General features: G+C 56.0%; 22 protein-coding genes. 12 read left to right on the top strand and 10 right to left on the bottom strand.

Annotation, left to right across the window (positions count from 1 at the left end; translation table 11 throughout):
• Window positions 1–27 precede the first annotated feature (27 nt).
• Complete coding sequence (locus QHL1GM_RS05545; RefSeq protein ID WP_071693583.1) at window positions 28–489, top strand: DUF2231 domain-containing protein; 462 nt, start codon at window positions 28–30, stop codon at window positions 487–489.
• A 10-nt stretch (window positions 490–499) separates the two neighbouring features.
• Here the strand turns inward: QHL1GM_RS05545 and QHL1GM_RS05550 are convergent, their stop codons facing one another.
• The 8 genes from QHL1GM_RS05550 to QHL1GM_RS05585 form a co-directional block, all read right to left on the bottom strand.
• The gene (locus QHL1GM_RS05550; protein WP_071693584.1) at window positions 500–925 is read right to left on the bottom strand and encodes a CopD family protein; all 426 of its coding nucleotides are present in this window, start codon (window positions 923–925) and stop codon (window positions 500–502) included.
• 78 nt (window positions 926–1,003) lie between these two features.
• The gene (locus tag QHL1GM_RS05555; RefSeq protein WP_071693585.1) at window positions 1,004–1,864 is read right to left on the bottom strand and encodes a DUF2797 domain-containing protein; all 861 of its coding nucleotides are present in this window, start codon (window positions 1,862–1,864) and stop codon (window positions 1,004–1,006) included.
• A complete protein-coding gene (locus QHL1GM_RS05560; protein WP_071693586.1) occupies window positions 1,848–2,132 on the bottom strand; it encodes a YeaC family protein in 285 nt (94 codons plus the stop codon). The genes QHL1GM_RS05555 and QHL1GM_RS05560 overlap by 17 nt, the downstream gene beginning before the upstream one ends.
• A 10-nt stretch (window positions 2,133–2,142) precedes the next feature.
• Window positions 2,143–2,994: a rhomboid family intramembrane serine protease gene (locus QHL1GM_RS05565; RefSeq protein ID WP_071693587.1), complete on the bottom strand. Its 852-nt coding sequence runs from the start codon at window positions 2,992–2,994 to the stop codon at window positions 2,143–2,145.
• A 238-nt stretch (window positions 2,995–3,232) separates the two neighbouring features.
• The gene (locus QHL1GM_RS05570) at window positions 3,233–4,219 is read right to left on the bottom strand and encodes a metallophosphoesterase (protein ID WP_071693588.1); all 987 of its coding nucleotides are present in this window, start codon (window positions 4,217–4,219) and stop codon (window positions 3,233–3,235) included.
• A gap of 2 nt (window positions 4,220–4,221) precedes the next feature.
• Window positions 4,222–5,166 carry an NAD(+) kinase gene (locus QHL1GM_RS05575; RefSeq protein WP_071693589.1) on the bottom strand — a complete coding sequence of 315 codons (945 nt, stop codon included), beginning with the start codon at window positions 5,164–5,166 and terminating at the stop codon, window positions 4,222–4,224.
• A gap of 63 nt (window positions 5,167–5,229) precedes the next feature.
• Window positions 5,230–6,099, bottom strand: coding sequence for a carboxylate/amino acid/amine transporter (locus tag QHL1GM_RS05580; protein WP_071693590.1), 870 nt, complete (start codon window positions 6,097–6,099; stop codon window positions 5,230–5,232).
• Window positions 6,100–6,187: 88 nt separating this feature from the next.
• A complete protein-coding gene (locus QHL1GM_RS05585; protein ID WP_071693591.1) occupies window positions 6,188–6,730 on the bottom strand; it encodes a YqaE/Pmp3 family membrane protein in 543 nt (180 codons plus the stop codon).
• 241 nt (window positions 6,731–6,971) lie between these two features.
• Here QHL1GM_RS05585 and QHL1GM_RS05590 point away from each other — a divergent pair, with 241 nt between their 5' ends.
• The 7 genes from QHL1GM_RS05590 to QHL1GM_RS05620 all read left to right on the top strand — a co-directional run bounded on the left by QHL1GM_RS05590 (window position 6,972) and on the right by QHL1GM_RS05620 (window position 18,650).
• Complete coding sequence (locus tag QHL1GM_RS05590) at window positions 6,972–7,379, top strand: CBS domain-containing protein (protein ID WP_071695925.1); 408 nt, start codon at window positions 6,972–6,974, stop codon at window positions 7,377–7,379.
• Between the two features lie 266 nt (window positions 7,380–7,645).
• Window positions 7,646–8,005, top strand: coding sequence for a hypothetical protein (locus tag QHL1GM_RS05595; RefSeq protein WP_071693592.1), 360 nt, complete (start codon window positions 7,646–7,648; stop codon window positions 8,003–8,005).
• A 41-nt stretch (window positions 8,006–8,046) separates the two neighbouring features.
• Window positions 8,047–8,880: a helix-turn-helix domain-containing protein gene (locus QHL1GM_RS05600; protein WP_071693593.1), complete on the top strand. Its 834-nt coding sequence runs from the start codon at window positions 8,047–8,049 to the stop codon at window positions 8,878–8,880.
• 151 nt (window positions 8,881–9,031) lie between these two features.
• Complete coding sequence (gene putA, locus QHL1GM_RS05605; protein ID WP_071693594.1) at window positions 9,032–12,223, top strand: bifunctional proline dehydrogenase/L-glutamate gamma-semialdehyde dehydrogenase PutA; 3,192 nt, start codon at window positions 9,032–9,034, stop codon at window positions 12,221–12,223.
• Window positions 12,224–12,468: 245 nt separating this feature from the next.
• Window positions 12,469–13,959, top strand: coding sequence for a sodium/proline symporter PutP (gene putP, locus QHL1GM_RS05610; RefSeq protein WP_071693595.1), 1,491 nt, complete (start codon window positions 12,469–12,471; stop codon window positions 13,957–13,959).
• Between the two features lie 76 nt (window positions 13,960–14,035).
• The gene (gene putA, locus QHL1GM_RS05615) at window positions 14,036–17,701 is read left to right on the top strand and encodes a bifunctional proline dehydrogenase/L-glutamate gamma-semialdehyde dehydrogenase PutA (protein WP_071693596.1); all 3,666 of its coding nucleotides are present in this window, start codon (window positions 14,036–14,038) and stop codon (window positions 17,699–17,701) included.
• Between the two features lie 322 nt (window positions 17,702–18,023).
• On the top strand, window positions 18,024–18,650 hold the full coding sequence (locus QHL1GM_RS05620; protein WP_071693597.1) for an OmpW family protein: 627 nt from the start codon (window positions 18,024–18,026) through the stop codon (window positions 18,648–18,650).
• A gap of 81 nt (window positions 18,651–18,731) precedes the next feature.
• Here the strand turns inward: QHL1GM_RS05620 and QHL1GM_RS05625 are convergent, their stop codons facing one another.
• Entirely contained in the window at window positions 18,732–19,067 is a 336-nt protein-coding gene (locus QHL1GM_RS05625; protein WP_071693598.1) for a YqcC family protein, read from the bottom strand.
• 327 nt (window positions 19,068–19,394) lie between these two features.
• On the opposite strand from QHL1GM_RS05625, the gene QHL1GM_RS05630 reads away from it, so the two are divergent.
• The 4 genes from QHL1GM_RS05630 to QHL1GM_RS05645 all read left to right on the top strand — a co-directional run bounded on the left by QHL1GM_RS05630 (window position 19,395) and on the right by QHL1GM_RS05645 (window position 22,393).
• Complete coding sequence (locus tag QHL1GM_RS05630) at window positions 19,395–20,432, top strand: DUF3549 family protein (protein WP_071693599.1); 1,038 nt, start codon at window positions 19,395–19,397, stop codon at window positions 20,430–20,432.
• A 36-nt stretch (window positions 20,433–20,468) separates the two neighbouring features.
• Window positions 20,469–20,909: a RimK/LysX family protein gene (locus QHL1GM_RS05635; protein WP_071693600.1), complete on the top strand. Its 441-nt coding sequence runs from the start codon at window positions 20,469–20,471 to the stop codon at window positions 20,907–20,909.
• Between the two features lie 41 nt (window positions 20,910–20,950).
• Window positions 20,951–21,859, top strand: coding sequence for a 30S ribosomal protein S6--L-glutamate ligase (gene rimK / locus QHL1GM_RS05640; protein ID WP_071693601.1), 909 nt, complete (start codon window positions 20,951–20,953; stop codon window positions 21,857–21,859).
• Between the two features lie 87 nt (window positions 21,860–21,946).
• Window positions 21,947–22,393 (top strand): hypothetical protein, encoded by a 447-nt coding sequence (locus QHL1GM_RS05645; RefSeq protein WP_071693602.1) that lies wholly within the window; start codon window positions 21,947–21,949, stop codon window positions 22,391–22,393.
• On the opposite strand, the gene QHL1GM_RS05650 is transcribed toward QHL1GM_RS05645, so the two are convergent.
• Window positions 22,390–23,112: a vancomycin high temperature exclusion protein gene (locus tag QHL1GM_RS05650; RefSeq protein WP_071693603.1), complete on the bottom strand. Its 723-nt coding sequence runs from the start codon at window positions 23,110–23,112 to the stop codon at window positions 22,390–22,392. The two genes, QHL1GM_RS05645 and QHL1GM_RS05650, sit on opposite strands and share 4 nt — an antisense overlap.
• Window position 23,113 lies beyond the last annotated feature (1 nt).

A 23,113-nucleotide genomic window follows, 5' to 3' on the forward strand; every position in this document is an offset into this window, starting at 1 on the left:
TCCCTTTTCTGCCCACAGGAAGTGACCATGGCAAAGCCTCGCCAGCGCTCGATTAAAAGCCGCGCATCCCTCGCCGGACATCCGCTTCATCCAGTGATGATTCACTTTCCCGTCGCGGCCCTGATGGCGCTGGTGGCAAGCGATATCGGTTTCCTGATGAGCGGCGACCCCTTTTGGTTGCGCGCCAGCTTGTGGCTGGCCGGTGTCGGCGCGTTTGGCGGTTGGATTGCCAGTACGGCAGGCATTATCGATCTGGTCACCGTGCCGCGCATACGCCGCCTGATTACCGGCTGGAGCCACGCCATCGTCGCGGTGGTAATGCTCTCGTTGGCGTCGCTGAACTGGCTGCTGCGTATTAACGACCCGAGTGCGATTTTGCCCTGGGGATTGGCCGTATCGCTGCTCACCGCCGCGTTGATCGCTTTGGCGGGCTGGCTGGGTGGACAGTTGGTGTATGAGCACGCCGTGGGGGTCGACGTTGAGGATTAGCGCCATAGCGTTAGCTCCAATCCAGCGGCTTAGCTAACACAAGCCCCAGCACGCCTATAATGCCCGCCAACGCAACGCATAGCGCCGTCCAGTTGGCCGGTTTTACCCAGCGGTAGTGGCCCATCTCAAGGCGCAATATTAACCAGCCAAAGCAGCCGTGGGCGGCGACCATGGCCACCACGGCACCCAGCTTCAAGATCAACCAGCCACCCAGCACACCATGGATGAGAAATAGCAGCGTGCCCGAGGCAATAGCAACTAAAGCGGCCGGGGTAGCGACTGAGTTGTAAAAAAACCGCGGCATGGGTGGCGTGCCCTGGGCGAAGCCCGCGTCTTTGCGAAGCTGCAGTGCCTGGCTAAGCAGAGCGGGCAGATAAAGCAGTGAGCCGCACCAGATTACTAGCGCGGCAATGTGAAGCAGTTTAAGCCAAGGCATCGGGGCTTCCTTGCGTTGCATAAGGCGGGGTCGGAACACCCCTAACCTTAGTCAAAACACTCCCTTATGGCTAGCTGCTTAACTCACTTGGATCTCATAACCGGTGAATTTGCGTAGATTAATGACCCCGCTATCAAGGATTAAATACTGCCCTTTGACGCCTTGCAGCACGCCTTCTACCAGCGGTAGTTTATCAAAATTGTGCGATACCACTTTTTTGGGAAAAGCGCTGACAGGATAGTGAAAGTGTTGCGCTGGCTGTTCCACCAAGCGAATGGCGTCCGCGCCATGGGTTTCGCGCAGTTGGTTCAACCCACCGGCTAGCAGGGTCAACAATCGGTCACGCTCGGCGCTTAAGTCCATGGTTTCAACATCGCCCTTGAGCATCGCACGCCAGTTGGTGCGGTCTGCTACCTGCTCTTTAAACAGCATTTCGACGAAACCGGACTGTTGACGAGTATCCACTTCAAGAATCGGCAGCGCCTGAATCGCACCTTGATCCAACCAGCGGGTAGGCATTTGGGTTTTACGGGTAATGCCAACTTTAAGCCCCGACGAATTAGCCAAATAAACGATATGGGGCTGGAAGCAGTGCCGCTCGCCCCACTCCGGCTCACGACAGGTGCCTTGAAAAAAGTGACAGGTTTCCGGCTTCATAATGCAGGTGTCGCACTGGGCTAGCCGCTTGAAGCAGGGGTAACAGTGGCCCTGGGCAAAGCTCTTCTTCGTCGCCCGCCCGCAGTGGGTACAGGCAATTGCTCCCGTCCAACGCAAACTAAGCGGCTCACCAATACGCTCGTTAAGCGCAACACGGTGCTCACCCGCGCGCAAATGGTAAACCACCGGCTGATCTTGGCGGCCAGGTAGCGCTGCCGCCATTTTGCTTAAACAGCCCTGTACTGAAAAGCCCGGTACTGCCGCTTCAATCACGCGTGGCATCCCGTGCCAAGCCTGCCATTTCTGGCGATACACCAGCACCGGTAGCCGCCGCCCCGCAGGTACGCTGTTCTAAATACCCTACGCGGTTCTCTTCCGGCACGTTGTTCTCCGCTTCGAAACGCATGACGGCTTCCAGGCAGAGCTCGGTCTGCTCCGGCGTTAAGCGGCGACCGTCAGGCCATTTGCGCAGCGATACCGCCTGTTTAAGGCTTTCGTAAATCGCAGGGGTCATCTGGTTGATCATTTTTTCGAACGTCATTTCGCTCATTGCAGGCCTCTTAACGGTTTTTCAAACGGCGGGATGAATAATACCAGCCTGTGACAAGCCCCACGAGTAGACCGCCCAAATGTGCTTCATTAGCGACATTGCCAAAGCCAACGCTGCCCGCCATATCGGTCATGGTAAACACCATCCAGCCGAGCATAAATACCACCAGCATTTGCGGTACAAAGAAGCCACTTTGGGGAACCCGGCGTGACATCAACCAAACGTGGGCCAATAAGGCATAAACCACCCCCGACATACCGCCGAATAGCACGGTGCCGGTTGCATACTGCGCCACATTAGCGCCAATGCCCGCCACAATAAGCAGCAGTAGCATGGTGCGGCTGCCCTGCAGTGCTTCAATCTGGCGCCCGAAATACCACACCCACATCAGGTTGAATATTAAATGCATCCAGCCGAAGTGCAGAAAAGCGGGCGATAGCAAGCGCCATACTTGCCCAGAGGTAAGTGTTTGCGACAGATTGCCAAAGACCAACTCACCACCTGAAATACCTATAGGCACGATGGTTAGAGTGACAATCAACTGGTCACCAAAAATACCAATCAGGGCAAATATCACTAAACTAATCACGATCATCAACGCCGTAACCGGCACTTGCTTTAGCGATGCCAAGGAGTTGGTCATGGTACGCGGTCGCTGAGCAGTCTGTTGAAGCACCAGGGGTTCACCCTGCTGCCAGCGCTCTAGCAGTGCTTTAAGTTCGTTAAGCTGGCGTGGGTCGGCGATCCAGAGCAGTTGACCGTCCACTTCATCGGTAATGCGGTGACCAATGCGATGGCGCCAGAGTGCCTGGCGCAGTTCGCTCGTATCCGCGTGATCGGGCAGAAGCATCACTGGATGCATAACATCCCTCTAATTAAAGCGCGTACGGCACGCTGTCCGCAGCGGGTAGCTATTGAAAACAACTACTGAATGAACCACACGGCTGCCAAAAGACAGGCAAAAAAAACCGGCGGTGGGGACCGCCGGGGAATAAAAGCAAGGGATCATTCAAGGGAACACTTACTCTGATAGCCGACAGCAGGGTTAGTTCAGCCGTTTTGAAAAAAATATGTAATTTTATGTAAAAAATTAATTTTTATTAATCGAAATCGATTTCCCACGGTTTCGGCAATGCCCGTTCCTCTTTCGGTACTTTAATCCACACAAAATGATCGGCATTTAACACCGTCTCACCACTCCATCGATAGGCCACTAAACGCCCATATTTGACGGCACTATAGTCCAGGCAGGCAATATTATGGGTCGGTAGCGCCGGTATGCCTTCACACCAGTAGTGACCGATAAACAGCGGTGGTTGCTCTGGCCCGTAGTAGCTAAGTTTCTGGCGCTCTTCATTGGTCAATTCGCGCGTTTCAAGATCCCCGGGCAAGTTATCCGGCTGGAAGACCACATCACCCCATTGCTGGGGTTCCTGGGCCCAGAAGTGGGCGCGAAAACTTTGTCTTGTAAAGCCATCACCGGAGTGTATCGCAATACCCTTGGGTAGTGAGACATGCGGGCCTCGGGTGAGGCGGTCTAAAATTCGAAACGCCTGGGTTTTGGGGTCGGTGGACTCAATCAAAAACTGCGTGTCCATGCAGCAATCAGGGCGGCGCTGTTTCAGCTCTTCAATCAGCGCCTCATCCCAGCAGGCATGCACCACGCGAATACCGTTGATTTCCAAACACAGCGGGATGGTTTTAAACCACGCCAGGGTGTCGTCCCACTCGTTGGTATAGTCGCGATACTGCTCTAGGGTATCCTGAATAATACGATTATGCCGCGGCGTATGCTCGCGCAACCAGCGTACGTGGCTACCTGCGGGCCCAGGATGGGTATACGCCAGGGCGTTATATTCATGATTACCCATGACGATATACGCCTCACCCTGCTCGACCATTCGCCGGGCAATGGTTACTGCCAGGCGAATCCGCGGGCCGCGATCAATCAGATCACCGAGAAAAATCACTTTGCGACGAGGGTGGCGATAGACGCCGTTGCGCTGATGGTAACCCAGCTTTTCCAGCAGTGAGGCCAGCGTAGCGCCGCAGCCGTGGACATCTCCAATGAGGTCGTATCCCTCCATGCTCAATCCCCCAACCGATGGCTCCAGCCTAACTTGCTGCGCAGCACTTCGTAGAAATTATGGCCGATGGGATGCACCAGCTGGACACGTTCAGGCTTACGGGTAATCACCAGCACATCGTTGGGTTTGGCCACCGCTCGGGTTTGCCCATCGCAACTGATATGCGGGTAGGACTGGTTGGTTTCACCAATGTGAATACGTATTTCGCTGGCGGCATCGATCACAATGGGGCGACTCGACAGCGTATGGGGGAACATCGGCACCAGCGTCACGACATCAAGTTTGGGGTGCATAATCGGCCCGCCGCCAGAGAGCGCGTAGGCCGTAGAGCCGGTGGGAGTGGCCACAATCAAGCCATCGCTGCGCTGGCTATACACAAACTGGCCATCAATAAACAGCTCAAACTCTATCATGCGAACCGCTTTACCGGGGTGCAGCACGACTTCGTTCAAGGCGTCGCCATTACCCACGGCAACGCCATTACGGTAGAGCACGGTATCGAGTAAAAAACGCTCTTCAACCTCAAACTCCCCCGCCAGCACTTCACTGACGCGGGTTTCCAACTCATCTGGAGAGATATCGGTCAAAAACCCCAGGCGGCCCCGATTAACGCCTAAAATCAGTGTACCGCTCCGGCATAGCGCCCGCGCAGCGCCCAATAGACTGCCATCGCCCCCTACCACAATCACCAGATCACACAGCTCACCCAGCATGCGGCGGCTGGCTTCCGGTTGGCCGTGGTGCGGTAAAACGGTAGCGGTGCGGTCTTCCATCAATACCGAGTAGTCATGGGCTGTAAGGTAGGTCACGAGGCGCTGAAGAGAGTCGACCACTTTGTCACTCCCCAGGCGACCAATCAGCCCAATGGTTTTAAAGGGTCTGCTTGGTCGATCACTGGGGGGGGAAACAGTCCCTGACTTAGCGTCTGCTGATAAGGTGTTGCTCATGGGCCGACTCTCGCTAACATAAGTCGCCATTATGGGGACACCTCAGCTATCGGGCAAATAGGCTTAGCCAACGGCTACCTGACGACGCTGGCACCACCAGTGGTTGAGCCATAGGGAGGCTGCCATGATAAGTGCACCCAACAGAAGGCGAGGAATATCCGCATCGCGGTTCCAAATCACTAGATTGACGATTAGCCCGGCCGGTACCAGCGCATTATTCATAATCGCCAAGGTGCCTGCATCCACTTTGGTGGCGCCCTGGTTCCATGCAAAATAGCCTACGCCAGACGCCACTAGCCCCAACCATGCAAGTACGCCCCATTGTAGTGACGTGGTCGGCAGTGCCGCGCTGTTACCAAAGAGTAAATAGGTGGGCAGGGCCACGGCCATCGCGCCAATAAAAAACCAGCCAAACACGTTGTGCCAAGCCAGGGTGGGAGGTAAGTCAGCGGCTAAACGACGATAGCCTACTTGGCCAAGCGCGAAACAGAGGTTGGCCCCCTGCACGACTAAAAAGCCTGCCCAGAAACCGCTATCAACACCGTCATAGCGAATAACCCCTGCCCCGACTACAGCGAGCAGCGCGGTCACAATATAGATCGGCGTGAAGCGCCCAAACAGCAGATCATCCAGTAGCGCGATATAAATAGGCGTAAAAATAGTGAACAGCAGTACTTCTGGTACCGACAGCAGCAAAAAGGATTGATAGAAGAAGGTGTACATTACCCCCAACTGTATGGCGCCTAAACCCATTAACGCGAGCCGCTGCTTGCCACGCAGCAGGCTGGGGCGTAAAAAAGGCAAAAACACGAGCGTAGCAAGCGTTACCCGCAGCAGCACCGCAAAGTAGCTATCCACCTGCCCCGCCAAATACACCCCTATCAGCGAAAAGGAGAAGGCCCATAGGGCAGTGACGCCGATCAGATAACCCATCGTAAACCTCGCTTAATAAATTAGTTTACGCGGATTATACGCACCTGGAGAAGGTTGCCAAGCAGTAAACGTCGTCTAACGTACTTAGTTAACGCTGCTGCAACCACCAACAAGCATACACAGCGCCGGGCAGCCAGCCCGCTAGTGTTAGTAGTACGGCTAATCCCACACGCTTACTTCCCCCTTGGGTTAAGCCCACTGCCAGCGGCGGCAGTAGTAAAGCCAGTGCATAGTAGGCGATTTTTAACGCCCCAGACTCCGGTACAGTTTGCTCCGCTCGCTGCGCAGGGGACGCTTTAGGTGAAGTGACCTGGGCAGTTGGTTCAACTTTTGGAGGCGGAGTGAAGTGCTCCACTGAACTGGAGGCTGGCTCAGCCGCGGCCTTAGCTGCCCGCTCTTGGGCAAGCCGATGGGCCTCTTTATGAATTTTTTGCTCTAAGGTTTCAGCCCCTTCAGCAAGATCATCGTGGTGGCGTTCCCAATCCTCCCAATCGTGAGGCGTCCCCGATTTCGGTCGTTGATGCCCGGAACCACGCGCACGCTCCCAGGCTTTCTCTTCCAAGGTGTTGGGCCGGTCAGGGTCTCGGTCAACCCCCACCCCTTTGCGGTTTAAATACTCACGTGCATCCATAGGAGGCTCCTCAATGCGATAATTTTCGGTTCATTTGAATGATTAGAAAATTAACGGCTTAGAAAATTCAGTACTTACAGCGTTGAATAAAGATGCTCTGCAGGCAGAGCACGGCCTTTTAAATCGCCTACAGTGAAAGAGTCGATGCTACTTTAGCACCTAGAGACAACTGATCAGATCGCTTTGCTTGCGATGCCCTGCTTGCCATAGCGATGAATAAGATGAGCAAGGAGTGTCCATGATGAATAGAGCAACCCCCAACGTCGTTCGCGATATCATGTCCCGCGATTGCTACCGTGTCTCGCCCAATGCCTCAGTCACAACTTTGGCTAAAGGCCTGGCACTGCACCGTCTACCTGGCGCACCGGTAGTTGATGATGCTGATCGTTTAATTGGCTTTATTTCAGAGCAGGATGTCATGGGCCGTGTGCTGGACAGTATTTACCATGATGACGAAGCCCCCTTGGTGAAAGAAATGATGCGCCACGAAGTGCTCAGCGTCTCTCCCAATAAAAGCATTACCGACTTGGCCCAGGAGATGCTTGGCTCTAAACCCAAAGTTTACCCGGTGGTTGAGCAGCAGCGTCTAATAGGAATCGTGACACGACGTGATATCCTGGTGGCGCTACTGGCTATGCGGCGCCATTAGCAGAGCAGATGGACGTTTTGCTTAGATTCTCATTAGCTGAGCTTTAGACAAAAAAAACCGCTACTCATGGAGTAGCGGAAGCAAGGGATCAAAACAATAGAGCCAGAACAACAACTTTAGCGACTGCTATCGCGATGTTGCCTGTACATACTCAGACACGCAGTGAAGAAAAAGTTCGCAAAAAAAGTAAAATTTTCGATCCTAGCGGCGTCAAGCGTATAATTTGTTGGCTATTTATTAACGGATGATGCCCAGGAGCAGAGCGAATGGCGCTGTATTTATTGGTGTTTGGAGTCTGCTTACTCGTGATCGGTGCAGTGATGCTGGTGCTGATGACTTCAAGCACCCCACGCTACCGCACCGAGCCCAAAGACTTACTGGCGCTGTTTGATAAAGCGCTTAACAGCCAGGTGAGCGAAAGCGAGTGGAACGCGATGATCGGTTACCCCATTCGGCACAACGAATACCTGGAAGGCATTAGACGCCGTGCGGCGCATTTAATGGAGCAGCATGGCCGACGCTGGATGGTGGCACAGGGCAAGCCGCTGCTCAATCAAGAGGGTCAGGCAGAACTTCAAGCTCTTCGCGACCACTTGCACGCTCACACTGCTCTCCGCCAGCAGTAGCTGTTGCGATTTAAACGCGTATTGCGATTCAGGAGACCTGCATGCCCAGCACCATTCGACAAATACCGCTAGCCAGCGCTACACATCATCACACCCATGATTTTCATCAGATTGTGATTACGCTGTGCGGCTCCTCAGAATTTGAAATTGAAGGCTTGGGTGGGCGCGTCAATGCATTTTCCGGCTGTATCGTGCCCGCAAACCATGAGCACTACTACTCAGGTTACGGCCATAACCGGCAGTTAATTTTCGACCTTCCAGAAGACGCCCCCGCACTTACCGGTGAGAACCGCGAACTGGTAGCCCTGTTTGACGCTCCGCGTTTTTTTGGTCTAGATAACGCACTGCGTCACTACCTAGCGTTTATGCAGAGCGAACTTGCTCAAGGGTTTGATACGTCGACGAACTCCTTTCAGCAAGACCGCTTAGCCGCCACGCTGCTGGGCTCACTTAAGGCGCGGCTAGGCACAGCTACCAACAGCACTCAGCAGCGCCTGGATTTGACGCGGATTAACCGCTTTATTCGCCAGCATCTTGCTGAAGATCTACGCGTCGCCGATTTAGCGCGGCTAGCCTGTCTAAGCGAAGCGCATTTTTCCGACTGCTTCCGCGCTCAAACGGGGCTCTCGCCCTGGCAGTACGTCAAGCGCCAACGTCTACATGCGGCCCGTCAACTGGTCCTGCAAAGCCGCCTGCCCCTCACCGATATTGCACTTCAAACCGGCTTTGCCAATCAAAGCGCGCTCTCCCATGCATTTCGCCGCAGTTATGGATTGTCGCCGCGAAAATTACGCCAAGCGGATGTACCGCCGATCGCGATTAACCCATCAAAGGCTGCTTTAGGGTCGGTAGCAGGCCAGCAAAAACTCTACTAAAGTCGCATAAACGCTGCTCTTGCCGCGGAATTGACATGTTTTGCCTTCAAATCAACAAACACCAAAGGTGGCCGCATTCTACATTCGCTTATTTGCTTGGGCGTAATGCCCTGTTACCCATTCGTTCTGTTCAGACTTTCGGGGGGCTTCAATGCTCAATGCCAACGACATGCGCGACCCTGCCATCTGGCAAACTGATCTCGACACTCTCATGACGCGCGTTAGCGACCACTACTTAGTGGAAGAAAACAGCTACGTCAGTGAACTGATCGAGGTGCTGAATGCCGACCGCGAAGACTTTACCCGCATTGAAGCCAATACCGCCGCGCTGGTTGAGGACGTCCGTAAAATGGACACGGCTGTCGATACTATCGACGAGCTGTTACAGCAGTACAGCCTGGACACCCACGAAGGCCTGATGCTGATGTGCCTGGCGGAAGCCATGCTGCGCATCCCCGACAAAGCCACCGCTGACGCCTTGATTGAAGACAAACTCGGCCCCGCCGATTGGCAGTCTCATATAGGCAAGAGCGAATCGTGGATGGTCAATGCCTCTACCTGGGGCTTGCTGATGACTGGCCGCGTGTTGAAGATGGATCACCCCAGAGAGGGGCAACCCGCCAACTTTATCAATCGCATGGTCAATCGCATGGGCGAGCCGGTTATTCGCCGCGCCATGTACGAAGCGATGAAGATCATGGGTAAACAGTTTGTGCTGGGCCGCGATATCAATGAAGCCCTTAAGCGCTCCAAGCCACTGTTCAATAAAGGCTACACCTACTCTTACGATATGCTGGGTGAAGCGGCACGCACCCGGGACGACGCACAGCGCTATTTTGACGACTACGCCCGCGCGATCGAACAAGTCGGCAAAACATGTAAAACCTTAAGCGATAAGACCCCGGCGCCGTCGGTCTCTATCAAGCTCTCTGCGCTTCACCCCCGCTATGAATTTGGCCGCCGCGAGCAGGTGCTAGCCGAGTTGGTCGACACTGTTATCAAGCTAGTGAGCAAGGCCCGCGAACTGGATGTGGCCGTTACGATTGACGCTGAAGAGATTGATCGGCTGGAGATTTCCCTGGAAGTCTTCCGCGCGGTTTACGAAAGCGCAGCCGCCAAAGGCTGGGGACACTTCGGCTTGGTCGTTCAGGCTTACTCCAAACGCGCCCTGCCGGTGCTGCACTATATTAACCGGTTGGCCGACCAGCAGGGGAATGAGATTCCGCTACGCTTGGTCAAAGGCGCTTATTGGGATACTGAAATCAAAGAGTCCCAGCAGCTCGGGGTCGACGGCTACCCGGTGTTTACCCGCAAAGCGGGTACCGATGTTGCCTACCTCGCCTGCGCACAGTTCCTGCTCTCTAACGACACCCGTGGGCGGATCTTCCCGCAGTTCGCGACCCATAACGCCCATACCGTGACGACGATCCTAGAGTTCGCCAACCGCGACAGCCGTCCGTTCGAATTTCAACGCCTGCACGGCATGGGTGAAGCCCTTTATGACGCCGCGCTTGAGCGTGCACCGAAAGGCACCTACTGCCGCATTTATGCCCCAGTGGGTGCGCATAAAGACCTACTGCCCTACCTGGTTCGCCGTCTGCTTGAGAACGGTGCCAACTCATCGTTTGTCCACCAGTTAGTAGATCCGGATGTACCGGTCAAGTCATTGTGCCAGCACCCTATTGAGACCCTGCGCCAGCAGAAAAACCTAGCCAATGCGAACATCCCACTGCCCAAGGATATTTACGGCCCTAAACGTCGCAACTCCCGCGGGGTCAACCTGAACATTCGCAGCCACTACTATCCGCTGATGGAGAAGATGGCCGCGTTTATGGATAAGCAGTACCCGGCCAAGCCGCTGCTGGCCTTTGAAGTCGCCGACGACGCCGCTAATACCCATAGCGTCACCAGCCCTTATGACCGCCGCAATACAGTGGGCAGCGTGCAGTGGACTAGCAAAGAGCAGGCAACTAAGGCGCTGGATGCTGCATGGGCCGCCTTCCCCCGCTGGGATGCCACGCCCGTGGCCGAACGCGCCGCTATCGTGCGCCGCCTAGGCGATTTGATGGAAGAGCATATGGCGGAGCTGATGGCGCTCTGCTCGCGGGAAGGCGGCAAACTGCTTACCGATGGCGTCGATGAAATCAGAGAAGCCGTCGACTTCTGCCGCTTCTATGCCATGCGCGCAGAAGAGGACTTTGGCGAGGCGATTGTGCTGCCCGGCCCCACCGGCGAATCCAACCGCCTGATGATGGGTGGCAAAGGCGTATTCGCGGCAATTAGCCCCTGGAACTTCCCGGTGGCAATTTTCTGTGGACAGGTCGTCGCGGCGGCAGTCGCCGGTAACACCGTACTGGCCAAGCCAGCGGAACAGACTTCCATTGTCGCCCACCGGGTCATTGAGCTGCTATACGAAGCCGGTATGCCTAGAGATGTGGTTCAGTTACTGCCCGGCGATGGCCCGACGGTAGGCAGCGTGTTGACCTCCGACCCACGTATTACCGGCGTGGTCTTTACCGGTGGCACTGACACCGCGCAAATTATCAACCGCGCCCTGGCGGCACGGGAAAACGCCCCACTGCCCACGTTAATCGCCGAAACCGGCGGCATGAATGCCATGATTGTCGACTCCACCGCCCTGCCCGAGCAGGTCGTGGTGGATGTGATTCAGTCAGCTTTCCAGAGCGCCGGGCAGCGCTGTTCAGCACTGCGCGTACTATATCTGCAAGACGACGTTGCCGATCGGGTGATCGAGATTCTCAAAGGTGCCATGAACGAGCTGAGCATTGGCGACCCCCGCGACCTGGGAACCGATGTTGGTCCTGTCATCGACGAAGACGCCCGCACAGGCCTGTTGGAACACATCGAAAAACTTAAGGCTGAGAATCGCCTTGTCGCTGAAACGCCAATGGCCGCTGAACACACTCAAGATGGCACTTTCGTGTCGCCCGTCGCTTTTACGATTGATAGCATTGATGCACTTACCCGGGAACAATTCGGACCAGTGCTACATATCGTGCGTTACAAATCTAACCAGCTGGATAAGGTTATCAACGACATCAACGGTCGCAACTACGGCCTGACGTTTGGCGTGCATAGCCGCAACGAATCGTTTGCCGCTGAAGTCGCCCAGAAAATGCGCGTGGGCAACGTGTACATCAACCGTAATATCATCGGTGCCGTGGTTGGCGTGCAACCCTTTGGCGGTCAAGGGCTCTCCGGTACCGGCCCAAAAGCCGGAGGCCCTCACTACCTGCAGCGCTTTGTCACCGAGAAAACGATTACTAATAACACCGCCGCCTTAGGCGGGAATGCGTCGCTGTTGGCGCTAGGCGATGAGTGAGCTGCTCATCAACATCAATAACCTGAACTCATAAACAGGAAACCATCTCATGGTCGACAATAATATAGGGATCAATGCGTACAAACGTACAAATAACCTTTCTGACTACCTCCTTGGCGGGCTCGCTGGGGCCAGTAACGTGAATATGAGTTAACAAAAACAAGGCTGTGCCACTACCGGATTCTTCTCGGTAAGCGCACTAACCTGTCGGAGCTAGCTCCGTCCTGACGAATTGGAGATATTTCATGGCTACTGGTGTATGGATTAGTTTATTTGGCTACTTTGCGCTCATGATCGCCATCGGCGTTTATGCCATGCGCAAGTCTACGTCTTCTTCCGAAGATTACATGCTGGGTGGCCGGACCCTCAGTCCGCAAGTAGCGGCCCTTTCGGCCGGCGCTTCGGATATGAGCGGCTGGTTGCTACTGGGTCTGCCTGGGGCAATGTTCGTATCGGGTCTGGGTTCGGCCTGGATTGGTATCGGCCTGCTCGTGGGTGCACTCTTCAACTGGATTTTGGTCGCCCCACGTCTGCGTGAACAGACGATTCACTACGGCAATGCGATTACCATTCCGGCCTTCCTAGCGAACCGCTTCCCAACGCGCGCGATGTCCCTGCGCACGGTGTCTGCCATCGTTATCGTTATCTTTTTTGCGGTCTATACCGCATCCGGCCTAGTGGCAGGTGGCAAGCTGTTTGAAAGCGCGTTCACAGGCGTCTACAACTTTGGTGATATGAGCAACTACGCCATGGGTGTGGTTATCACGCTAGGCGTGGTACTGATTTACACCGTGGTCGGCGGCTTCCTGGCCGTGAGCATGACGGATTTCGTCCAAGGCTGCATCATGATGCTAGCGTTGGTGATCATGCCAGCGGTGGTCCTCTTTGGTGAGGGTGGCGGCGGTTTCTCGCAGGCGTCACAGACCCTGAATGAAGTCGATCCCACCCTGCTATCCTGGACGTCGGGTCTCACCTTTATTGGCTGGCTGTCGGCGGTTACCTGGGGTCTGGGTTATTTCGGACAGCCGCACATCATTGTGCGCTTTATGGCTATCCGGTCACAGAAAGACGTTCCTGTTGCCCGTAACATTGGCATGGGCTGGATGCTTATTTCCCTGATTGGTGCTGTTTCTCTGGGTATATTTGGCCGGGCCTATGCCATCCGTAATGGTTTGGATGTCCAGGATCCGGAAACGATCTTTATTATCCTAGCGAACTTGCTGTTCCATCCGCTGATCACCGGCTTCCTCTATGCGGCACTGCTTGCGGCCATCATGAGCACAATCTCTAGTCAGCTGCTAGTGTCGTCATCATCACTGACGGAAGACTTCTATCGCCTGTTCCTGCACAAGAACGCGACCGAACAACAGTGTGTGGCCGTAGGCCGTGTCTGTGTGGTGCTGGTAGGCGTTGTGGCCGCTTTTATTGCGTCTGACGAAAACTCTCAGGTATTGGGTCTGGTCAGTAACGCTTGGGCAGGCTTCGGCGCGGCATTTGGCCCGTTGATTATTCTCTCGCTGATGTGGCCACGTACGAACGGTAATGGTGCCATCGCGGGCATGGTGGTCGGTGCTGCCACCGTCATGATCTGGATCTCAATGGGCTGGAACGGTGAGTTCATGGGTGGTCCCGGTGTGTACGAGATTATTCCTGGCTTCATCGCGTCCTTCATTGCCATCATGGTAGTGAGCAGTGCGACTACCGATTCGGGTGAATATCAGCATATCACTCGCTAGTAACAGCACGCAGGACGCACTCAAAGTAACGAAGGGCTCCCACGGGAGCCCTTTCGTGTAGCAAGGAGAGACCAGTATGAACGAAGGCAAACTTCATCTGCATAGTGACGTAAGTGAACTACGCTCACGCATTCGCACCAACTACGACGCCAACGAGGCAGATGTGCTGCACGGGCTTATCGAGCGCATCAAGCTTTCGGAAGATGACCGCAAGAAGGTCGCCGCCGTCGGCGCCAACTACGTGGAGCGAGTGCGTAAGGAAAGGTCTCCCTCGATGATGGAGGCGTTCCTGGCCGAGTACGGGCTCTCGACTACCGAGGGCGTCGGCTTGATGTGCCTGGCAGAAGCGCTACTGCGCGTACCCGATGCGGAAACCATCGACGACCTGATCCATGACAAGATCGAGCCGTCCGACTGGGGCGCACACCTGGGCAAGTCATCCTCATCGATGGTCAATGCCTCTACCTGGGCTCTGTTGCTGACCGGCAAGGTGTTGGAAGAAGACCCCAAGGGCCCGACGCGGGCACTTCGCGGCCTGGTACGCCGGATGGGCGAGCCGGTGGTGCGCAAGGCGGTTGGCCAGTCGATGAAGATTCTCGGCCGCCAGTTCGTGCTTGGCCAGACCATCGAAGAAGGCATGAAGAATGCCCGCGACCTTGAGAAACAGGGCTACACCTACTCCTACGACATGCTGGGCGAAGCGGCACGTACCGACGAAGATGCCGTCCGCTACCATGAGGCTTATGCCAAGGCGATCACTGCCATTGCCGAGCAGGCCAAGGGCGACGTGCGCGGTAGCCCCGGTATTTCGGTGAAGCTCTCTGCGCTGCATCCACGTTATGAATACACTCACCGTGACACGGTGATGGCAGAGCTATTGCCGCGCGCCAAGGAGCTGGTACAGCAGGCAGCCAAGGCCAATATCGGTTTCAACATTGATGCCGAAGAGCAGGATCGGTTGGATCTCTCTCTCGACGTCATCGAAGCGCTAATGGCCGACCCCAGCCTGGACGGATGGGATGGCTTCGGGGTTGTCGTGCAAGCCTACGGGCGCCGCGCCGCGCCAATGATCGAGACACTCTACGAGCTCGCCGCGCGGTTTGACCGCAAGATCATGGTGCGGCTGGTTAAGGGCGCCTACTGGGATACCGAGATCAAGCTCTCCCAGGAGATGGGGGTCAAAACCTTCCCGGTCTTCACTCGCAAGGTCAACACCGATGTCAGCTATATGGCCTGTGCGCAAATGCTGCTCGACCGGCGTGACCGCATCTACCCGCAGTTCGCGACCCACAACGCTCATACCTGCGCCGCCGTCGTAGAGATGGCGGGCAGCGATAAGGACAGCTACGAGTTCCAGCGTCTGCATGGCATGGGCGAATCGCTGCACCACATCGTTAAGGAGTCGGAAGGTACGCACTGTCGCATCTACGCCCCTGTCGGTGCGCACCGCGACCTGCTGGCCTACCTGGTACGCCGTCTGCTGGAGAACGGCGCAAACTCCTCCTTCGTCAACCAGGTGGTGGATAGCTCAATTCCAGCGAGCGAGGTCTCAAAAGATCCTATTGAAGGCTTCAAGCAGCTCGGCAGCGACGTCTCAAGCCCGTTGATCCGCCAGCCTGGCGAGCTGTTCGAGCCCGAGCGCAAGAACTCCAAGGGTTACCGCATCAACGAACCCGCCTCGATCCTGCCGCTGCTCAACGCCCGCGAAGCGTTTGCCGACGCCACCTGGACGGCAGGCCCGATGCTGGTGGGCAACCCCGCACCCCAAGGGCCAGCTCGCGATGCAGTCTCCCCCGCTGACGGCTCGCGGGTTATCGGAAAGGTACACGAATCTACACCTACTGAGGTAACGGCCGCTCTCGACGCCGCCGAGGAAGGCTTCCGCGAATGGTCGGCTCGCCCGGCAGCCGAACGCGCCGCAGTGCTACGTCGCACCGCCGATCTCTACGAAGAACACATCGCCGAGCTGACCGTGATCACCACTCGCGAAGCGGGCAAGATGATGTTCGATGGCATCGCCGAAGTACGTGAGGCGGTGGATTTCCTACGTTTTTATGCCAACGAAGGCGAGCGACTGGAAGCAGAAGAGCCCGGCAACGCCCGCGGCATTTTCGTCTGCATTAGCCCGTGGAACTTCCCTCTGGCCATCACCACCGGTCAGATCGCTGCAGCGTTAGTCGCTGGCAACGCAGTCATCGCCAAGCCCGCCGAGCAGACGCCGCTGATCGCCGCCCGCGCCGTCGAGCTTATGCGCGAAGCTGGCTTGCCAGAAGCGGCACTGCAGTTACTGCCTGGCGACGGCCCAACGGTGGGTGGCCCGCTGACCAGCGATCCACGTATCGCGGGTGTCTGCTTCACTGGCTCGACCCCAGTAGCGCAGATCATCCACAAAGCTCTGGCAGATAACGCGGGACCCGACGCCGTACTGATCGCCGAGACTGGCGGCCTGAACTCCATGATCGTGGACTCCACCGCGCTGACCGAGCAGGCGGTGCGCGATATCCTGATCTCTTCCTTCCAGTCGGCTGGCCAGCGCTGTTCGGCGCTGCGCATGCTGTATGTCCAGGAAGAGGCCCGCGACCGGTTGCTCAACATGCTCTATGGCGCCATGGACGCGCTCACCATTGGCGACCCCTGGAACACCGACACCGATGTCTCGCCAGTCATCGACGTCGATGCTCAACAGGAAATCAGCGACTACGTGGCGTCGAATGAGAAAGCTGGCAAGGTGCTGAAGAAGCTAACCGCGCCGGACACCGGTACCTTTGTCACCCCGGCGGTGATCGAGGTTGGGGGCATTGAAGATCTCGAACGTGAAATCTTTGGTCCGGTTCTACACGTGGCCACCTTCAAGGCGCGGGATATCGACAAGGTCGTCGACGACATTAATGGCAAGGGCTACGGGCTGACCTTCGGCTTGCATACCCGCATCGACGACCGCGTGCAGCAGATCGTCGAGCGCATCCATGTCGGCAACGTCTACGTCAACCGCAACCAGATCGGCGCCATCGTTGGCTCTCAGCCGTTTGGCGGTGAGGGCCTCTCAGGCACCGGACCCAAGGCCGGCGGCCCGCTCTATGTCTCGCGTTTCCGTCGCATCGCCGCCGCCGAGCGCCACGAAGCGCCAGAGGGAAAAGCCGTATCAATTGGCAATCTCCAATCGGCCTTCAACGGGCTGGATGCGCGTAACTGGGCGGCACGCACCAATCGGGTCGAAGTGCTGCGCAAGGCGCTCTCAGGCAAAGGCGGCGTAATCCGCAAGGCGCTCAATGAGACGGCAGCCCTCGACATGACGCCGCAGACGCTGCCGGGGCCGACGGGAGAAAGCAACCGTTTGGCGATGTATCCGAAGGGAGCGGTGCTGTGCCTTGGGCCAACCCTGGATATCGCCATTGCTCAAGCAGCGCAGGCGCTTGGCGCGGGCTGTGCGGCCGTCGTGGTTGCACCCGGCGCCGAGCAGGCCGTGAAGCCGCTGGTCGATGCCGGTGCGCCAGTGGTCGGGCTTGATGGAGGCGTCTCGACCGAGACAGTGAGCGAGGTCAAAAGCATTGCGGCGGTCGCCGCCGCTGGCAGCAGCGACTGGACACGTGAACTGCGGATTGCACTAGCCAAGCGCGACGGCGCCATCGTACCGCTAGAGACCCAGACCATCTCGCCGGATCGCTACGTGGTGGAACGCCATCTGTGCATCGACACGACCGCGGCGGGTGGCAACGCCAGCCTGCTGGCAACTGCTGAATAGGTTAGCCAGCAGACAGGTGTTCTATGTCGCGACCTCATCAATAAGTTGATATTAGGCCTTCCCGTGTCAGGTGCCATGTCAGGCAGCTTTTCACGGGAGGGCCTTTTCCGTTTTAGGACTTGTACACTTTAGCCCTGGAACGCTCTGCTCTGAGCGCGCTGCCTACCTCCAATACCCCTTGTCTAATAACTCTTGCCCTGGATCAATAACCCACTCCTTGGGCCTCGTTACACTGGTTTCATCGTTAAGCGGCTATGGAATGGCCGCCCAGCTTTGCAACTAGTCATTCGAAACTATCTGTTTTAACACCAGGAGTGAACCCATGCGTAAAGCCGCCCTGCCTACCCTACTCGTAACCACTGTTGCCGCTGCGGCAATGATGACCAGCAGCCAAGCATTCGCCTATGGCGCTGGGGACTTTTTCACCCGCGTGGGCGTTGCCAAAGTTGCCCCCACCAGCGACAACGGCTCACTGGCCAACGGCACGCTATCAGTGGATGTACAGGATGAAACCAATTTCGCGTTCACCTTGGGCTACCGCTTCCACGATAAAGTCGGCGTAGAACTGCTGGCGGCACTACCGTTTGAGCACGATATTCATTTGAACGGCGCTAATATTGCTTCGACCAAGCACTTACCGCCTACCCTGACGCTGCAGTACTACCCGCTAGGCGGCACTCAGTCGCGCGTACAGCCTTATATCGGCGCCGGCATTAACTACACCTTCTTCTCCGATGAAGAGCTGACGATTGGCGATTTAGAGCTGGATGACTCCTGGGGCGCCGCAGGCCAGGTAGGTGTAGATCTACTGATTGATGACCACTGGGCGCTAAACGCCGCGGCTTGGTACATCGATATCGATACCGATGCGAGCGTTAACGGTGCGGCGGCAGGTACCGTGGAGATCGATCCTCTCGTAGTCATGGCAGGCCTTAGTTACCGCTTCTAAGCCGCCTGCAAAACCGGCTAGCGGATGTTATCCACAAAGCCTGCCCCACGGCAGGCTTTGTGCGTTTAAGGGCATGCCGCTTTAAATGCTTTCAGTGACGATCTGGTCGACCTTCTCCACTGCCCGCACGATGAGCAGTTGGTGGTGGGCAGGTGTTTTTTCTTGCTGCAAATAGGCCGCCACGGCGGGAGCTACCTCGCACTTTGCGGGCATGGCAGCACGGGCATCAATCAAAGCATTCAAGCGGGCAATAAACACAAAGCGTATCCATTGAGGCAGCGACATCGTGTCGATGCAAAATGGCTGTTGGCTGGCGAACGCCTCTGCATCGGGTGTCGGCATGCGCCATAAATCGGCGGCTTTCATCGACGCTTCTAGCTCTAGAAGCGCTGTCTGCAGCGGTTGATAAGTACTCATAAAGTCGTTTGTCACTACCTCGGAAGATTATAAGAGTATCGTCTGACCATTATCCTCACTCAGTGGGCTCCTTGCCAATGATCAACGCTTGCAGGAAGTTATCCATAGACCCACAGAAAACCTGCACGAGCCTGTGGATAAACTATGGAAAGGTGTCGCAACGCTTGCTCTCATGGGGCTTTCGCACAGTTGATTAATTTTTAACCGCATTGTCATTAATACTAAGACCTTAAGACACTGTCATTAACACCATGTTTTATCAGCCACTGCGGCTGACAGTGTCACATCAGCAAGGTAGAGTGCAGGCTTGCAACGCGGAAGGATGTCATGCAACCGATTCAAACCCTAGATGAGTTTTTTACCCGCAGCGGTGGCGAGGTTTCCCTTTACCATATGGGGCGCCATGTCGTCCCCTTCCCGCGGGATTCACTTGCTGCCTTTGAACGTGGCGAAATAGCCTGGCCAGAACCATGGCATGGCCAAGCGCGCTTGGCCATTGTGTTTCGGCTTGGCGATATGCCCGAACCGGCTATTTGGTTTTTAGCCTTACCACTGGATGAGCAAGGAATAATTGCCCCCGCCCAGCGCGATGCGTTTTTAAATCGTTTGTTGGAAACACTGGGGCGCGCGGTTTCTAACGTGGGTCGTGAAGAAACAGCGGACGTGGATCACTTAATGAAGGATAATCCCCTCGCCTTCACACCTAGCGTCACCTTCCAAGCCATGCTCAATGCCCGCGCCACCCATGCGAGAGGGCTGCCTGCCAGCCAGCATTTTGAGCCGGTTGACGCCTACTTGAGCGGCCAGCAAGCGATTGATTGGCAGGCGTTGGGATTACAAGGGATTGCCGATTACGTCGTTAGAATGGAAACGCTTGACGCTGAATCGCTCGCGCAGCGGCTACCTGAACTGCCTACCGCCGTAATTCACTCCTTGTGCTACTGTTTAGAGCACCAGCCATTACCACAAGCGTTAGTCGACGCACTACAGCGTCGCGGCGAAGCCGCCGCCCAAGCGGGCGACATTGAAACGCTGTGTGCCTGTCTGCGCGCAGTGGGCAATACGGATGCTTCAGCGGTAGGCAATTGGTACACGGCCTTACTCAATGACACAGCGGCCTGTGGACCAGATGTTCTTGCGGCAATTGCCGGGCGCGGCTGGGGCTATCTTGAAGATGCTCAGCGCCTGCCGCTTTTTCTGCAACGCTTAGCGGAAGATGAACGTAGCGATTTTGCTACCGTAGTACGTGATATTGCGTTAATACCCAGGCTACGTTTACCGGTCATGATGGCACTGCGGGATGCGCCTGCTGGCTCCCCTATTCAACGCCGTTTGTCCCTGATGATGTCACAGAGGAACGCTTGATCCGATGTTGTCACTTTTAATTGCAAGGAGTGAGCCGTGAAGGAATTACCCTATCAGGCCAAAGCGGTCATTGGCCGCCGCGAGATGGTGACGTTACCTGAACTAGGGCTTCACCTATGCTGTAAAGCAGACACGGGCGCGCGCACTTCTGCTCTGCATGCAGAAGAGATAGAGACACATGAAGATGAACATGGTCAACTTTGGGTCAGTTTTATTACCCACAGTGGTGGCCCCACCACGCCGGCCCACCGCTACAGTTTGCACTTGCATGATCGGCGCCGCATCACCAGCTCCAACGGTCATAGCGAGTGGCGTTATGTTATTCGCACCCCTATGCAGATGGGCGATTTGAATTTTCCTGTTGAATTGACCCTCACTGACCGCAGCAATATGCGTCACCCGATGCTATTAGGGCGCCGCGCTATGCGCCGCCTGCTGATTGCACCCGGTGCTGCATTTTTGCACGGTGAGCCTTAACCCCTTATTAGTCGCCTTAACCTAGGCTCGGAGTCCCTTACATGCATATCGCTCTGCTGTCACGCAATCGCAATTTGTACTCTACCCGCCGCTTGGTTGAAGCCGCAGAGCAGCGTGGGCATACCGCACGCGTGGTGGACACGCTGCGTTGCTATATGAGCATTACCTCGCACAACCCTTCGATCCACTATAAAGGCCAAGAGATTGAGCACTTTGATGCGGTTATCCCACGCATTGGTGCATCAGTCACTTTTTACGGCTGCGCGCTGTTACGTCAGTTTGAGATGATGGGCACCTACGTTATCAACGATAACGTCTCCATTACCCGCTCCAGGGACAAACTGCGTTCGCTGCAGTTACTATCGCGCAAAGGGCTGGGTCTGCCGATCACCGGCTTTGCCCACTCACCGGACGACATACCCGATCTGATCACCATGGTCAAAGGTGCGCCGCTGGTTATTAAGCTGCTGGAAGGTACCCAGGGGATTGGAGTGGTCTTGGCGGAAACTAACCAAGCGGCAGAGTCTGTGATTCAGGCGTTCATGGGTATGAAAGCCAATATCATGGTGCAGGAGTATATAAAAGAAGCGCGTGGCGCCGATATCCGCTGCTTTGTAATCGGCGATAAGGTAGTCGCCTCGATGAAGCGTCAGGCGGCGGATGGTGAGTTTCGCTCGAACCTACACCGCGGAGGCTCCGCCAGCGTGATCCGGATCACTCCTGAAGAGCGTTCAACGGCGATTCGTGCAGCCAAGGCTATGGGCCTGCGCGTTGCCGGTGTCGACTTGCTACGCTCGAATCACGGGCCGGTGATTATGGAGGTTAACTCTTCGCCTGGTTTGCAGGGCATTGAGAACGCCACCGGCAAAGATATTGCGGGAATGATCATTGAGCACATTGAAAGAAATGCCACGCCAGCCCGTAAAGCGCCGCCCAAGCCTAAAGGCTAAGGCAAAATCGTAAAATAATCTGATTCGGGGGTGGCAAATCGTCGCTGTCACCCCCACAATCTGCGTCACCGAAGGAGGTAGACGCTCATGTTTCTCGATAATCGCCAAGTGGCGATGGACAGCGTATTGGAAGCGCTGGCCGATAGCATTGATTATTTCCAAGACAATATTGAACGCCTGCGCCCCTCGCTGCGTGAGGCTTTACAGCCGCATTACGCTTCACGGCTCAAGCAGATGCGCCAATTGCAGGAGCTTGCCCGTGCGCATTTGAAAATGCTGCCCAGGGATGCGGACGTTGAGCGTGATGATTTTTTATGGCTGTGGAGTCGCCTAAAAAGCTTTGTCGGCAACGATAGCCAAGTATTGATCAATGAGCTATTGGAGCAAGAGCGTGTATTAATGCAGGCGCTCTCCTCGCTGTATACTCACCCGCTACCCGACCCGATCGAACCGGTGGTAGAGGAGTGCATGCAAGGGTGCCGTAAACTAATCCGCGAACTGTATACGCTGCAAAAGCGCAAAACCCACCGCTAGGGATTGGTAAAACGATCGTTCAATGACGGCAGAATAAGGTCGATAGGGGCACGTCTCGGTATCTCTATGGGCTCGGGCGTACCCAGAAAATAGGGCTCTCTCCCCCACACGTAGAGATCGCCCAGGGTGGCCACCCGCGCTGCCCACTCGCGCAGCTTTAAACGCCATCCCACCGTTACGTTAGGATCATCTGCCACACAGCCAGTGACATCGATGCCTAGCGCGCGCCCAATATATACCGCGCGGGGGAGATGCCAGCTCTGGGTGACCAGCAGGGCTTTATCAAGCTGAAAGACGTCCCGGGCACGCGCTAGCGTGTCGTAAGTGCTAAAGCCAGCAAAATCCATGGTTAACTGATCAGATTCGACGCCGCGGCGATACAGCTCGCGCCACATTGCCCGTGGCTCGTTATACGCCTGGGTACGATTATCCCCGGAGAGCAAAAGATGCTCGACCTGGGACTGCTCAATTAAGGTAGCAGCGGTACGCATACGCGCATGGAAGTGTGGATTTCGCACCCCGCTGCGCGTCCAGTGAGAGGTGCCAAAGACAATCCCCACCTCTGCCGGACGACACTGCTGCGGCTGACGTTCAATGTAAGCGGCGGTCGTCGCGAGCACCCAAAAATTGCCACCCATAAACAGCAATGTCGCCAGCAGCAACAATGCTCCTAGCGACATTAAAAAACGCTTCGACCACGTCAGTAACACGTTATGCATC

The sequence above is a fragment of the Halomonas sp. QHL1 genome (assembly GCF_001882345.1).
Taxonomy (GTDB): Bacteria; Pseudomonadota; Gammaproteobacteria; order Pseudomonadales; family Halomonadaceae; genus Vreelandella.